Annotated in this window: 12 protein-coding genes; 4 read left to right on the top strand and 8 right to left on the bottom strand. The window is 67.7% G+C overall.

Annotation, left to right across the window (positions count from 1 at the left end; translation table 11 throughout):
* Nucleotides 1-110: 110 nt before the first annotated feature.
* The 5 genes from ACIRHA_RS03725 to ACIRHA_RS03705 all read right to left on the bottom strand — a co-directional run bounded on the left by ACIRHA_RS03725 (nucleotide 111) and on the right by ACIRHA_RS03705 (nucleotide 8721).
* Nucleotides 111-2654, bottom strand: coding sequence for a glycoside hydrolase family 3 protein (locus ACIRHA_RS03725; RefSeq protein WP_403839445.1), 2544 nt, complete (start codon nucleotides 2652-2654; stop codon nucleotides 111-113).
* A 214-nt stretch (nucleotides 2655-2868) separates the two neighbouring features.
* Nucleotides 2869-5460, bottom strand: a complete 2592-nt coding sequence (locus ACIRHA_RS03720) for a family 78 glycoside hydrolase catalytic domain (protein WP_403839444.1) — start codon at nucleotides 5458-5460, stop codon at nucleotides 2869-2871.
* A gap of 64 nt (nucleotides 5461-5524) precedes the next feature.
* Nucleotides 5525-6433: a carbohydrate ABC transporter permease gene (locus tag ACIRHA_RS03715; RefSeq protein WP_403839442.1), complete on the bottom strand. Its 909-nt coding sequence runs from the start codon at nucleotides 6431-6433 to the stop codon at nucleotides 5525-5527.
* 4 nt (nucleotides 6434-6437) lie between these two features.
* Entirely contained in the window at nucleotides 6438-7322 is an 885-nt protein-coding gene (locus tag ACIRHA_RS03710; protein WP_403839440.1) for a carbohydrate ABC transporter permease, read from the bottom strand.
* Between the two features lie 82 nt (nucleotides 7323-7404).
* Nucleotides 7405-8721 carry an ABC transporter substrate-binding protein gene (locus tag ACIRHA_RS03705; protein ID WP_403839438.1) on the bottom strand — a complete coding sequence of 439 codons (1317 nt, stop codon included), beginning with the start codon at nucleotides 8719-8721 and terminating at the stop codon, nucleotides 7405-7407.
* Between the two features lie 251 nt (nucleotides 8722-8972).
* Here ACIRHA_RS03705 and ACIRHA_RS03700 point away from each other — a divergent pair, with 251 nt between their 5' ends.
* The 3 genes from ACIRHA_RS03700 to ACIRHA_RS03690 all read left to right on the top strand — a co-directional run bounded on the left by ACIRHA_RS03700 (nucleotide 8973) and on the right by ACIRHA_RS03690 (nucleotide 11336).
* Nucleotides 8973-10016: a LacI family DNA-binding transcriptional regulator gene (locus ACIRHA_RS03700; protein WP_403839436.1), complete on the top strand. Its 1044-nt coding sequence runs from the start codon at nucleotides 8973-8975 to the stop codon at nucleotides 10014-10016.
* Between the two features lie 335 nt (nucleotides 10017-10351).
* On the top strand, nucleotides 10352-10729 hold the full coding sequence (locus ACIRHA_RS03695) for a hypothetical protein (RefSeq protein WP_403839434.1): 378 nt from the start codon (nucleotides 10352-10354) through the stop codon (nucleotides 10727-10729).
* A 136-nt stretch (nucleotides 10730-10865) separates the two neighbouring features.
* Nucleotides 10866-11336 carry a hypothetical protein gene (locus tag ACIRHA_RS03690; RefSeq protein WP_403839432.1) on the top strand — a complete coding sequence of 157 codons (471 nt, stop codon included), beginning with the start codon at nucleotides 10866-10868 and terminating at the stop codon, nucleotides 11334-11336.
* Nucleotides 11337-12493: 1157 nt separating this feature from the next.
* Here ACIRHA_RS03690 and ACIRHA_RS03685 read toward each other — a convergent pair.
* Genes ACIRHA_RS03685 through ACIRHA_RS03675 form a run of 3 tightly spaced genes read right to left on the bottom strand, consistent with a single transcriptional unit; the run spans nucleotide 12494 to nucleotide 13590 of the window.
* Nucleotides 12494-12856: an Imm50 family immunity protein gene (locus ACIRHA_RS03685; RefSeq protein WP_403839430.1), complete on the bottom strand. Its 363-nt coding sequence runs from the start codon at nucleotides 12854-12856 to the stop codon at nucleotides 12494-12496.
* Nucleotides 12857-12890: 34 nt separating this feature from the next.
* Entirely contained in the window at nucleotides 12891-13388 is a 498-nt protein-coding gene (locus tag ACIRHA_RS03680) for an Imm50 family immunity protein (protein WP_403839428.1), read from the bottom strand.
* A complete protein-coding gene (locus tag ACIRHA_RS03675; protein ID WP_403842083.1) occupies nucleotides 13357-13590 on the bottom strand; it encodes an HNH/endonuclease VII fold putative polymorphic toxin in 234 nt (77 codons plus the stop codon). Before ACIRHA_RS03675 ends, ACIRHA_RS03680 begins: the two co-directional genes overlap by 32 nt.
* A 285-nt stretch (nucleotides 13591-13875) precedes the next feature.
* Between ACIRHA_RS03675 and ACIRHA_RS03670 the strand changes: the two genes are divergently transcribed.
* Complete coding sequence (locus tag ACIRHA_RS03670) at nucleotides 13876-14160, top strand: hypothetical protein (protein ID WP_403839426.1); 285 nt, start codon at nucleotides 13876-13878, stop codon at nucleotides 14158-14160.
* The last annotated feature ends 132 nt before the right edge of the window (nucleotides 14161-14292 follow it).

Here is a 14292-nt window from a genome sequence, read left to right as displayed (position 1 = left end):
TTTCCGCAGGTGACGGCCGAGTTGAGGGCCGTTTTCGGGCATGCCGACGGCGCCGGTCGACTCCCCTCAGGGGGCGGCCGGCGCCGCTGCGCCCGGGCTTCCGGGCCGAGTCACTCGACCGTGAGGGACCCCGCGTACTCGACGTCCACGACGGATGTGCCTACGTAGACGGGAACCCGGCCGGGTGGTGTCACCCAGCGGCTTCGTGCCTCGTCCCAGTAGGACAGGGAGCGGCGGCTGATCTCCACTGTCGCCGTCCTGCGTTCCCCCGGGGCGAGGACGACCCGGGCGATTCCGGCGAGCTTGCGTGCCGGTGTGTCCACGTGGGTCGGCAGGTGCCCGACGTACACCTGGACGACGTCGGATCCGGCGCGCCGGCCGGTGTTGCGGACCTCCACACCGATGTCGCCCGCGATGTCACCGCGTCCGCGGCTGCGCACGTGGGCGGCGCGCCGGCTGAAGCGGGTGTAGGAGAGGCCGTGGCCGAACGGGAACAGCGGCGTGGCACGGTGCTTGTCGTACCACTTGTAGCCGACGTGGATGCCTTCGTCGTACGTGATGCTGCCGCCCGCGCCGTCGCTCTTGCCACCGGTGTACGTGGTGGGGCCCTGCTTCTCGTCTGCGGGGAAGGTGACCGGCAGGCGGCCGCCGGGTTCGGCGTCGCCGTAGAGGATTCGCGCGAGGCTGGTGCCGGTGGCGGCGCCCTGGTACCAGGCCTGCAGCACGCTCCCGACCTTGCCGAGCCACGGCATGAGCATCGGTCCTGAGGTGTTCAGGACGACGACCGTGCGGGGGTTCGCGGTGGCGACCGCGTCGATGAGCTGGTTCTGGTCGCCGGGCAGGGACAGGTCGTCGCGGTCGACGCCCTCGCCGGAGTAGTTGTTGACGAGGACTACTGCGACGTCGGCCTTCTTGGCGGTCGCCACCGCTTCCGGGATCAGCGAGTCGGGCTGCCAGCCGAGTTGCATGCCGGGTCCGTTGAATCCGGCGTCCTTGGTGCTGTATTCCACGGTGACGGTGACCGGCTTGCCGGCGGTGAGCCGGGTGACGCCCCCGAGTGCCCACTGCTTGGGGCCGAAGAAGGAGTCCCACAGCGCCCGCGACCCGTCGATCACGGTGGTGCCGTCGACGACGAGCCGGCCCGACCCGCCCAGCAGCGCGGCGAACCGGACCCAGCCGGTGGCGGACGGGGTGATCGTGCCGGTCCAGCGGGCCGACCACTGTGCGGGAAGTCCGTCGACCGGGGCGCTGCCCAGGAAGTCCACGCCGGTCGCCGTGGTGCGCACCAACGGGTCTCCGGCGAAGTCCTCGCCGGCGAAGAACTCCGCGTGCAGACCGGTGGCGCCGTCGGGCGTGGTGAACACCTCGGCGGGAACCGCCGGCAGGGCGATGTCGCCGAGTGTGCCCTGGGAGAAGAAGACGCGGTCGGCACCGCCTGCTCTGCGGATGGCGTCGAGTGCGGTGGTGAAGCCACCCGGGTCGACGTACGAGGATCCTTCGATGCCGGTAATGGCGTCCTTGCCGGCCGGGCCGATGACCGCGACCGTGGCCTCCTTCGACAGCGGCAGGAGTCCGGCCGTGTTCTTGAGCAGCACCGTCGCCCACTCCCCCACCACGCGGGCGAGTGTCTGGTGTTCGGGGGTGGTCACGGTCTCCCCCGGGGAGTCGGGCAGCGGGTGGTCGTAGGCCCCCGAGGCGAACAGGGCGTACAGGATCCGGCCGGCCGCGTCGCGCGTACGGGCCTTGGGTATGCGCCCGTCGGTGAACGCCGCCTTCGGCAGGTCCGGGACGAGGGCCCCGGAGTCGACCCCGGCCTTGATCTCCTCGACGCGGTCGCCCGAGGGGTAGAAGTCGGTGCCGAGGTATCCCGTCAGGCCGAGGTCGCTCTTGAGGACATCGATGAGGTGCTTGTTCTCGCAGGCGAACACCCCGTTGACCTTGGGGTAGGAGCCCATGACGGACAGGGCTCCGCCGTCGCGGATGCTGTGTTCGAAGGCCGGGAAGTACACCTCGCGCAGCGCGCGTTCGGACACCTTCACGTCCAGGGTGTTGCGGCTCTCCTCCTGGTTGTAGGCGGTGAAGTGCTTCACCTGGGCGATGACGTCGTTCTTCTGGAAGCCCTTGGTGACGGCGGCGCCTACCAGGCCGCTCAGCAGTGGATCCTCACCGTAGGACTCGGCCTCGCGGCCGTTGCGGGGATCGCGGTCGATGTCCATCGTGGGGCCGAGGAGGACGTTCCAGCCCTTGGCCCGTGCCTCCGCCCCGATCGCGTCGCCGTAGCGCGTCGCGAGTGCGGTGTCGAAGGTGGCGGCGAGAGCGTTGGGGGCGGGGAAGGCGGTGACGCCCGTGTCCCCGCGCAGCCCGTCGGAGGCGTCCACGCGGGTCATCACGGGGATGCCGAGGTGCACAAGGGGCTTGAAGTCGTCGGCCTCGACGGCGGTCACCAGGACGATCTGTTCGTCGAAGGTCATGGCGTCGAGCAGGGCGGCCGCGCGGCGGGCCGGGGACTTCCGCTGGTCGCGCCAGGGCTCATCGCCGGTCGCGGCGGCCGCGGCCGGGGTAGGGAAGCCGGCGGACAACGCCGCGGCTCCGGACACGGCGGCTACGGATACGGCGACGGCTTCGCGCCGGGTCATTCCTCTGGGACGGGTCACGTCACGCTCTCCTTGCGACGGCAGGTGTGCTGGGTACGAGGAGGTGATGCGGGTACTGGCCGCGGTCGTCGTCCAGTGCGGCCGGTCCGGGACGTGGTGCGGTGGATCGGGCGGCGCCGGCACCGCGTCAGGACGGTGCCGACGCCGCCCGGGCTGTGCTTCTCCCGCCCTCCGGGTGGGCAGGGTGGAGGGAAGAGCTTGCGGTGGGACGGGCTCAGGCTGCTCGCTCGCTCAGGGTGCCGCTGTCGACGCGGTGTTCGCCCGCGCCCACGGTGACCGGTCGGCAGCCCGGCAGTTCGACTCGTCCTGTGCAGCCGTCGGGGACCGTGACCACGGCGCTGATACCGGCCGACGTCTGCTCCCACGCGATGGCGGCGGTGCCGTACGGGGTGTCGTGCCGGGCGTTGGCCCAGGTGATGCCCGCGCCGGGCCGGGGGCGGAACGACAGCTCGCGGTAGCCGGGCCGGGTGGGGGCGAGCCCTGCGACGGTGCGGTGCAGCCAGTCGGCGACCGCGCCCAGGGCGTAGTGGTTGAACGAGGTCATGCCGCCGGGGTTCAGGGTGCCGTCGGGGCGCAGGCTGTCCCACCGCTCCCAGATGGTCGTGGCGCCCATGGACACGGTGTAGAGCCAGGACGGGCACTCGGTCTGGGTCAACAGGCGGTAGGCGACATCCAGATGGCCGGAGTCGGTCAGGGCGTCGCAGATCAGCGGAGTGCCCACGAAGCCGGTGGCGATGCGGGCGTCGTCGGCCAAGACCAGTTCGGCCAGCCGGTCCCCCGCGAACGCGTGCTGCGCGTCGCCGTCGAGCAGGCGGAACATGAGGGCGACGGAGTACGCGGTGGGGCTGTCGCTGGTCATCCGTCCCGAGCCCTCGACGTAGCGGCCGCGGAACGCCGCGGCGACCTCATCGGCCAGTCGGCTGTAGGTGACGGCCGCCTCCTCGTCACCCAACTCCCGTGCGGCGTAGGCGAGATGGCGTGCGGAGTGGGCGAAGTAGGCGGTGGCGACCAGGTAGCGGTCGGTGCGGGAGGCGCCGGGGTCGTCCGGCGGGGCGATGGGGTCGAGCCAGTCACCCAGCTGGTCGCCGGTGTCCCAGATGCGGTCCTCGCCGGCCAGTCTCTCCAGCAGGTCCACCCAGGCGCGGCCCATCGGGAAGTGCCTGCGCAGCAGTTCCAGGTCACCGAAGCGCTGGTAGAGGACCCAGGGGGTGAGCGTAGCGACGTCGCCCCAGGCGGCGCCGGGCTGGATCGGGGTCCAGGCGGGGCCGCCGGGGATGACGGGGACGTACCAGGGGACGGTGCCGTCGGACAACTGCTCGGCGGCGACGTCCTCCAGCCAGGAGTCGAGCATGCCCGCGCAGTCGTAGAGGAAGGAAGCGGTGGGGGCGAAGACCTGGATGTCACCGGTCCAGCCGAGGCGTTCATCGCGTTGCGGGCAGTCCGTGGGGATGTCGACGAAGTTGCCGCGCATGCTCCACACGACGTTCTCGTGCAGCCGGTTGATCCGGTCGTCGCTGCATTCGAACCAGCCGGTGCGCCGCATGTCGGTGTGATAGACGCGGGCAGTGACGTGTTCCGGGGTCAGCTCGCCGTGCCAGCCGCTGACTTCGGCGTAGCGGAAGCCGTGCAGGGTGAAGCGCGGCTCCCAAGCGAGGGGTCCGTTCCCGGCGAGGGTAAGGGCGTCGATGGAGGTGGCGTCCCGCAGCGGTCGGGTGGCGAGTTCGCCGTCCTGGAGGACCTCGGCGTGGCGCAGGGTGATGGTCGTGCCGCTCGGCCCGTCGGCGGTGATCGCGAGGCGGCCGACCAGGTTCTGCCCGAAGTCGAGCAGATAACGACCTTCTCCAGTACAGGAGATGGAGGTGGGCGGCACTTCTTGAGTGCAGCGCACCGGGGACGTCTTCGCGGCGACGAGGGTGCCTGAGTCACGCTCACGCACCGCCACCGGACTCCAGTCGGCACCGTCGTACGAGGGGGTGGACCAGGCCGGGTCGAGCAGGCGGGCGTCGAAGGTCTCGCCCTCGTACAGGCCGGTGGTGAGGATCGGGCCGAAGCCGGCCTGCCAACTCCCGTCGGTGGCGACGGTGGTGGTGGTGCCGTCGGTGTGGGTGACTTCGAGCTGGGCGATGAGGGACTGGTCGGTGCCGTAGATGTTGCGGGTGCCGCCGTCGAAGCCGATGCGTCCGCGGTACCAGCCGTCGGCGAGATACGCGCCGATGGTGTTGGCGCCTTCGCCGAGGTGGGCGGTGACGTCGTAGGTGTAGTAGCGCAGCCGCTGTCCGTAGACGGTCCAGCCCGGGGAGAGGGTGTCGTCGCCGACGCGGACGCCGTTGATCTCCGCTTCGTACAGGCCGTGCGCGGTGACGTAGAGACGGGCGTGGGCGACGGGCCCGGTCAGGTGGAAGTCGCGGCGCACGCGGGCCGGGCGGCGGTCACTCTCCGGGGTTTCCGGCCAGGCGGCGCCGACCGGTACGGCCTGCCAGTCGGTGGCTTCGAGCAGACCGGCCTCGACGGTGGCGGGCTCGGACCAGTCGCTCGGCTCGTCGCCGGTGGACCAGACGCGGACGCGGACCGTGACACGTTCCCGCGAGGCGAGCGGGCGGCGGCCGGGCCAAGGCACCTGGTTCTGCTCGCTGCTGTCGATGCGGCCGGTGCGGTGAACGGCGCCGTCGCGGTCGAGCTCGAGTTCGTAGGCGCTCTGGCTCCCAGCGCCTGCCGGCAGGTGCCAGGACAGCCGGGGGGCGGGTGAGCCGATTCCGAGACCGTCACGCAGGTGCTCGAAGGTGAGGGCGGCGGGCTGAGGTGACACAGCGGGGGGACCTTCCGTGAGGTGGGCGTGGGACAACCGGGCGTGCGGTGAAGGCAGTTGGTTGTCAGCCCTTGACGGCGCCGGACGTGAGTCCCTTCATCACCTTCTGGTTGAGGAAGAGGTAGATCACGAGGGTGCCGAAGACGTTGAGGCAGATGGCGGCGAATAGGGGGCCGTACTGGGTGGCGCCGAAGTCGCCGGTGAAGTTGAGCAGGCCGACCTGGATGGTGCGCAGGTCCTGGCTGTTGGTGAAGGTCAGCGCGATGAGCAGGTCGTTCCAGATGAAGAAGAACTGGACCAGGCCGACGGTCAGGATCGCGTTGCGGACCATGGGAACGCTGATGGTCCAGAAGGCGCGCAGGATGCCCGCGCCGTCGAGGGCCGCGGCCTCGAACAGCTCGCGGGGCACGGACCTGTAGTAGGTGGCCATCATGAAGACGGTGAGCGGCAGGCCGGTGCCGGTGTACGTGAGGATCAGCGGCCACAGGGTGCCGGAAAGGCCGGTCTGGAAGTAGATGGTGAACAGTGGCAGCAGGATCATCTGGGCGGGCACCATGATGCCGGTGAGGAAGATCAGCAGGATCAGGCTGCGGCCCTTCCAGACCATGATCTGCAGGGCGAACCCGGCGGCTGTGCCGAGCAGCAGCATCAGGGCGAGGGCCGGCAGCACGGCCAGGAGGCTGTTCTGGATGTAGAGGCCGATGTGGCCGGTGGTCCAGGCCTCGCTGTAGTTGCCCCACTCCCAGGTCGTGGGCAGGCTCCAGGTGGAGTGGTTGAGGTAGTCGCTGTTGGACTTGAGCGAGGTCAGGAACATCCAGATCAGCGGGTAGATCTCGACGACCAGCAGGAGGGCGACGACGACCTTGACCCACAGGCGTCCGCCGCGACGGCGCGTGCGAGGTGTGGCGGGGCGCCGACCCGTGCGGCCGCCGATGCCCGTGGCCCGGGTCTGGTGTGGCGTGTCGAGGGCCATGGGCTCAGTCCTTCGTGAGGTCGCGCCGCGAGACGCGGAAGACGACCAGGGTCACCAGCAGACACACGACGGTCAGCAGCAGGGCGATCGTGCTGCCGTAGCCGTATTCGCTGTACGTGAACGACGTCTGGAACATGTAGAGCGTCAGCGGTGACGTGCTGTTGCCCGGGCCGCCGCCGGTGAGCGCCATGATGGAGTCGAAGACCTTCAGGGTGCCGTTGATGCTGAAGATCAGCGACGACATGAGGACCGCGAAGGACATGGGCAGCACGATGTGCCGGACCAGACGCAGCCCGGAGGCGCCGTCCAGCCGGGCCGATTCGAGGACTTCGTCGGGGATGTCGACGAGACCGGCGAACAGCAGCACGGCGTAGAACCCCATGGAACGCCAGATGTCCATGACGATGAGGACCCAGAAGGCGTGGCCCGCGCTTCCGAACCAGTCGACGGACTCGATCCCCACGGCGTTGAGCAGGGAGTTGACCGGTCCCGTCTGCGGTGCCACCTGGAAGAAATTCTTGAACAACAGGCCGACGGCCACAGTGGGCAGCACCACGGGGAAGAACACCAGGGTGCGGATCAGCGCGGAGGCACGCTTGAGGAAGAACACGTAGAGCAAGGCGAGGAGGTAGCCGGCGACGACCTGCCCGACGGTGACGGTGACCGCGTACTTGGCGGTGAACCACAGGGCCTGGCGGACGTCGGGGTCGGTGAACATGCGCTGGAAGTTGCCCAGGCCGTTGCCGGTGAACCCGTCGATCGCGTTGCCCTTGGTGAAGCTGTAGCCCAGGGACCACAGCATCGGGACGAGCATGATCAGGGTGTAGACGAGAAGGGCGGGCCCGATCAGGATCAGGACGGCCCGGCGGTCACCGAGGACGCGGTGCATGGGTGAGGTCCACTTCGGTAGGCAGGCGTGGTCGTGGCGAGGGACGGTCCGGGCTGGCGCCCGAACCGCCGGTGCTCGCACCTCACTTGCTGGAGAGAGCGTCCTGGACGGTCTGCATGAACTGCTTCGCGCTCATGCTTCCGTTGACGAGGCTCGCCGCGTTGGTCTGGCTGACCGTCGTGGCCTTGGTGCTGAACAGTGCCTCGAACCACAGCACGTTCTGCTTCGAGGCGCTGACCGTCTCCCGGATCTTGCTGGTGACCTCGTTGGGGTCCTTGACCGGGGTGCTGGTCTTGAAGCCGGAGATCGAGCCCTGGTCCTTCAGCGCGGTGCTGCCGTAGTTCTTGGCGATGCAGGACACCCAGTCGCCGACCTTGGAGTCGTACGACTTCTTGCCGAGCGTCATGGCCAGGCCCACGTTGGAGGGGTACTGGTCGACGGAGCCCTTGCCGCCGGCGACGGCGGGGAACGGCATGAAGCCGATGTTGTCGGCGCCCACCTGGTTCTGCTTCGGGTCGGCGATGTTGGTCAGTGCCCAGCTGCCCATGTAGAACATGGCGGCCTTGCCGGTGAGGAACTGGTTGAACGAGGTGTCGTAGTCGACGGAGCCGATTCCCTTGCCGAAGTAGCCCTTCGTGCCGAGGTCGGCTATCTCTTGGGCCGCCTTCACGTACTGCGGGTCGGTGAGCTTCGCCTTTCCGTCCTTGACGTCTTTGAGCGCGTTGGGGCCGAGGCTGCGGTAGAGGTAGCCGCTGACGAGCCGGGTCAGCGGCCAGCCCTGCTCCCCGGAGGCGGAGAACGGCTGCACCCCCTTGGACTGCAACTTGCCTGCGGTGGAGGTGAGTTCACTCCACGTTCCCGGCTCCTTGAGTCCGTTCTCGCTGAAGAGCTTCTTGTTGTAGAAGATCCCCTCGATGTTGTACTCGTACGGCAGCACCTCGACCTTGCCGTCGTACAGGGCCTTGATGGTGGAGAGGGCTGCGGGCTGGATCCGGTCCAGGACACCCAGCTTCTTCAACTCGGCCTCGATGTCGGCGACCTTGCCGGACCCGTAGAGCTGATCGGTCAGGGCGGGCGCGTTGCCCGCGGCGAACTGCACCGGCAACGCGCCCTGCCCTGCCAGCAGTTGGAGCTTCTGATCCAGGCCGGTCTGGGGAACGGTCTCCACCTTCAGCGGCAGAGCCTTGTCCGCGACGGCGCACTGCTTCTTGGAAAGCGTCGTCAGCGCCGTCTTCACCGTCGTGTTCTCGGTGTTGGTCAGGTAGCTGAATTCCTTGGGGGCGGAGGCCGAATCCCCACCCGTTCCACCGCAAGCGGTGGCGAAGAGCGCCATCGCGGCGGCACTCGCGGTGAGCCCGGCGACGCGGACCCTTCTGGCGGAGGTCGAGGCGGTGTTCACGGCAAGCTCCCTGTCATCGGGAAACGGAGGAAGGCCGACGGCGCGAGGCGTCGGCGAGGGAGGAGAAGGCTGAACTCTGGGAAACGTTACCCATCGGTGAAGCGGGCACAACGATGCATCCACGCGCCCACAGGGTCAAGACATCGGTACGTAACGGCGAATGAACGGACCCGGCACCTTTCGGTTCTCCGCACTTCCGTGTAAACCGTTACCTACATCGGAGTCAGTACGCAGTTCGAGGGGAACCGGGCATGGGGCAAGGTCCGCAGCGCAAGAAGCGCGTCACGATCACGGACGTCGCGCAGCACGCGGGTGTGTCCACCACCGCGGTCTCCAAGGTGCTGCGCAACGCCTACGGGGTGAGCGCGGCGATGCAGGAGAAGGTCCGCGCCTCGATGCGGGAACTCGACTATCGCCCGCACGCGGCCGCACGCGGCATGCGCGGCCGGACGTACACGATCGGCGTCCTGCTGGACAACATCCGCAACAGCTTCTTCGCGGACATCCTCGACGGTATCCAGGGCCAGTTGGACAACAGCGACTACACCGTCATGATCGGCGCCGCGGGGTTCGGCGCGGACGCCCAGGCGAAGATCATCCGATCCATGGTCGACCGCCAGATGGACGGGCTGATCCTCATCGCGCCGGGCACCACGCGCAGCGAGGTCCTGCACACCGCCCAGGGCACACCCACCGTGGTGATCGGCCACCACGACGCCTCCGGCGTGCACGACTCGGTCGCCGACGCCGATGCCGCGGGCGCCGCACTGGTCGTCGACCACCTCGTCGGGCTCGGCCACCGCGACATCGCGCTCGTCTCCTCCCCCGGCACCCGGGCCAGCCAGTGGCACCACACCCCGGAGATCGAGCTGACCAGCGGGTACGCGGCGGCCATGGAACGACATGGGCTCGCCGCACAGGCCCGTGTCTGCAAGGCCGCGTACTCCGACGACGGCGGCTACAAAGCCGGAATCAGCCTGCTGGCAGGCAAGGACCGCCCCACCGCGATCATGGCCGGTGCGGACGTCGCCGCGCTGGGCGTCTGGCGCGCCGCGCACGAACTGGGCCTACAGGTACCTCGGGACGTGTCCATCGCCGGCTACAACAACACCGCCCTCGCCGACCTCGCCACCGTCCGGATGACCAGCGTCGATCAGGCAGGACACGACATGGGATCCACCGCGGCGCGGTTGCTCATCGAGCGTGTCGAGGGCCGACGCGACAGTGCCGTGCAGACCACCATGACACCCCGTCTCATGGTGCGGGGAAGCACGGCCGCGGCGCACGACCACTGAGACCTCTGAGCCACACAGCAGGGCACGGCACACCGTCGGTTCACGCATGTGCAGCGGGCCCGAGGACGGAAGGGCCGTCGGGGAGTAGTGCCCCGGTCCGGCGGGTTCCCGAAAGCGCAGGATCCGTACGGTAGTTCAGGAGGAATCATGACAGTCCACGGGTCAGTGGCCGACGGCTTCGAAGCGGTGCGGGAGGAGTTCGGGACCTTGAACAGATACCCAGGTGATCCAATCGGGCTCGTTCGACGATTGGATCGGGCAGCAGTCGCAGCGGGGCAGCGCTTCGAGCGCAGGGTCCGCGGCCGACCGGGGCGCTTGGGTGCACACGTCGCGGCATGCCGACGGTTGAGCAGATCACGGTGCCAGCGCAGAATCGTGTCCGGGCGCACCAACAACTGGAGTTGACGCAGCTTCGCCATCGACAGGTGGTGCAGGAGCGCAGCCAGCAGCGTGCGGTCGCCCGGAGTGAACACCGGCTTGCCTACCTGACAGTTCAGGACAGCGAGCTGGTGCCGCAGTGCCAGGATTTCCACGTCCTTGTCGCGGTCGCTCATCGACAGCAGGCGCATGAGGGCGAAGGCGTACGTCATCGCAAGGTAAGCCAGTCGCAGCACAGGACAATCATGCCGCCCACGGGCCACGCCCCGGCGATCGGACCGCCTCCGAACCGAGCCATTCCGGCGCGCAGGCCCGAAAGTCCATCAGGCCGCTGACCTGGCCAAACGGATAATCGGCACCCACACCCTTACCGAGGGCCTCGAGTACATCGTGCAGCGGCGTTGTGCACGCCCGCACAATCGGCCGGAATCCGAGAAGCTGCGAGCCCGGTGCGCCGCCCACGCTGCGATCATGATCTCACCTCGGCATGCATCGCCCGGCCCCTCCTCGACGGCATCCGCATCCGCGCCTCAGGCACTGATCGCTCCCCGGCAGCAATCCGACGCCTTCGTGGCCGACTTGACCGCCGCCCTGTTGACCGCCCTCACCGCGGCCGCCGCCCGCCCAGCACCCCGCCTCCCCGACGCCCCCACGCTCGGCGGCTACGGGGCCCGCGTCATCGACCTCGCTCTGGCAGGCCTGGAGACCACCACCCAAGGCGCCTACCACTCCGCGTGGCGCCGACACGTGATCCCCACTCTGGGCACCGCCCCGATCGACCACCTCACCTCCGGGACGATCGACCGCACCGTCCAACAATGGGCCGCCACCGGCCTCACCCGCTCCACCATCAAAAACGCCCTGGCCGCCCTGACCCGCATCACCCGCCAAGCCACCCGCGACGGCTGGCTCACCCGACCCCCACAGCCCCTGACCGGATGACAACGCCTCTACTACACCAACGAGGGCTTCCAGGCCGAACCCCGCGGCCTCGCCCTGCCCGACTACACCGCGCTGCTCCGCCTCGCCGAAGCCCTCACCCACGCCGCCCACGACCTCCGCCACACCGCCCTGACCTGGATGGCCGACGCCGGCATCCCCTCCACGTCCTCCAACAGATCGCCGGACACCGGGAGATCACCACCACCCAGCTCTACCTCCACCCCAGCATCCGCCACCTCGCAACCGCCGGACAGAGCCTCACCGACTACCTGAACTCCAACTGCGACCCCATACCCGGCATCCCCACACACTGGTGACCCACACACCCCACCAGCCCCACCCGGTTCGGACACGAGAATCGAACACGGGGAACACCCTGGGAGCAGCCGGGGAGCAAAACGACCCCTTGACCACACACGCCAAGAAGGGCAACTGCGACAACAGCAGCAATTCGCCAGAGTGGCGGCAGCTCCACGAGCCCATCGAGACGCCTCAAACGCCCCACAACATCACCCGCGCCCCACACACAACATTTGCGCACTTACGCCGCAGACAAGCTGTCACTCGAACAGCACACTTGCCCGTACCATCACGACAGCCTGCACAAACGACCGGCCCTCAGCGCGACCCGCTGTCACGCCGTTCGAATCGAACCGGCCCAGGGAGCACGATCCTCTCCCAACGGTCAAACGAAACAAGCCGGTTCGAGATTACCTCGAACCGGCTTATGACCTGCGACTTCATGCCGCAAAACCGTCGGGACGACAGGATTTGAACCTGCGACCCCTTGACCCCCAGCGGCGCGGTCGCCGCCACATGAGCCGTTGAAATCCCCAGTGCGACGTTGAGAGTTGCTCGCGGCGCTCACCGGAGAGTCGTGGAACTACACACCCAACGCTCACGGTTCAGCGTTTCCGGTAGGAGTTCCAATCTCCCTGCGTACAGTACGCGCCGTTAGCAGACCGTCAACTCTCGCCCCGTTCTGAGGCATCCCAGGTTGTCAATTAAAACCGCACCCCTACACGCTGTTGGCGGACATCGTCAGCAGTACAGCACCCCTGAGCATCAAGCGGTTTGCCACCACAAAAACCGAAACACACTCAGACAGGGTCCAGCGAAGCCCTGGGCGCCTGAGAGGCCAGATTGCTGTATGGGTGTCATGGTGCCGCAGAGGCCAGGTATGTACGCGTTCGGATTACGCATACCTGCCGAGCCGAGAATTCGAGAAGTGACTCAGGTCCACGCGCGGAGAACCTCAGCACCCCATCATCATCAGCGGACATCCGTACGGTCTTCTGTGCCGGCGCAGACCATCCCGATACGTTCAGTTCTGAAACCGAGTCGAAACGCAGGTGGAACTCGAAAGCGTTGAACTCCCTTGCCTGCCACTCAGGGAGAGGACGCGCCGGGAAATGCGAGGTATCGAAGCCCAGCGTCACAGAGCTCTCTCGCTCGTCGATATGGACGTAGAAGAGGTCGCAGCTGCTCAGTTCGGGTGCAGAATCGTACAAGTCCGTCATGGGATGATGGTCAGCAAGGAGTTGGACCCAGCTGTCAACGTTCATAGAAGGTCTTTTCGTGGGTGCCAGGGAGCGTCGAGAAGCGGCGCGCATCGAGCTTGCTCAGGAAGTGATGGGGAACCTCGTCGGACACGTCTGGTGTGGTTCGGTAGGCACTGATATGGCGGATGACCACTGATTCGTGGCTACGAAAACGGAGCGAGACACCGGAGCCTAGGACGGACACGTCAACCATCCGCAGCTGCTCCGTGGGCATAGCAGTCAGCCGTGCCTTCGTTGGTGGATTCCAACCCTGCAGGTCGAGGTGTTCGACTGCGGCAAAGTGGATGTGACACTGCACCACATCGCACACGTTCGCCGTCCATTCCTCGGGCGGGTGTGGAGGGTAGTCAGGAAGGTCGACGCGGAGGGCGAGCGAAGGGCCTCTCCAGCTGAGGTTGATCGAACGAATCCGGAATTCGCCCAGGCTCGGGAAGTCACCGTAGAGCCGACGGAGCGGTTCAGGGTCTGCTGGAATGAGTGGAACGGTCATAGTAATAGTGCTCTTCGGCTCCGGGAACTTGCCCATTGCGGGTGTCATCGATCGGACGCACGTGCACGTGCGCGGGTTGGTGGCCAGGAGTTCCGGGTTCCTGGTGACCAAAGTGGTGGTCCTGAAACACGGTCAAGTCCTCACCTTTGGCGTGTTCGTATATTTCCTCCGTGTAGTAGATCGGTTGTTTGTTCTCGTCCATGAGGTGCTTCGACCCTTGCCACTCCGGCGTCGTAGCCTTGACCCAGTCGTCGCGCTCGAGCGGGACGGCGCCGTCAGGAATCCCCGCGTCCCTCAGCGCCTTGGCCTTGGCGTCGTCATAGGAGCGCCTGGTGCCCGGGACGTTATCAGGGTCGCATTCCTTGGGCGCGAGGCCGAGCGGGTCCGTCCAGGTATGCGGATTGTGCACGTACGACACCGGGTTGGGGGCAGGCGTCAGCCCCAGTGGGTCGGGCGTGAGGTACCTGGCCGCGATCTGGCCGCCTCGATGGGACACCCTGGTGAGCCGGGACACCCGGACGTCGTCGCGGCGTCCTGCGCAGTGATCCGGCAGGCACGCGCGGCGGGGATACCAGCTGGTGTCATGGGTCCACAGGCCCACCTGTCCGACTGGCTCACCGCCGGGGCATCGTTCTTCGCCGTCGCCTCCGACATCAGGCTGCTCACGAGTTCCGCCGAAGCACTCCTGCGCAACCTTGCCGCTCTGCCGCCCTCCAAGGCGACGGGCGACGGTACCGCCCGGAGCGGCGGCCAACAGCCAGTGTCCGCGTAGTCCAGCCCACCCAGAGCGTCATGAACGACAGCCCATCGCTCCGGCTCAGGGCGCCCCACTCCCACGCCGGTGAAAGGTCACCACCCAGAGGTCGTGGAGCTCGCGACACACAAGCCGGACAATGCATGAGGG

This window comes from Streptomyces sp. NPDC102360 (assembly GCF_044766085.1).
GTDB lineage: Bacteria > Actinomycetota > Actinomycetes > Streptomycetales > Streptomycetaceae > Streptomyces.
The sequence above is the reverse complement of the archived record's forward strand: the minus strand, read 5'-3'. Positions and strand labels throughout refer to the sequence as shown.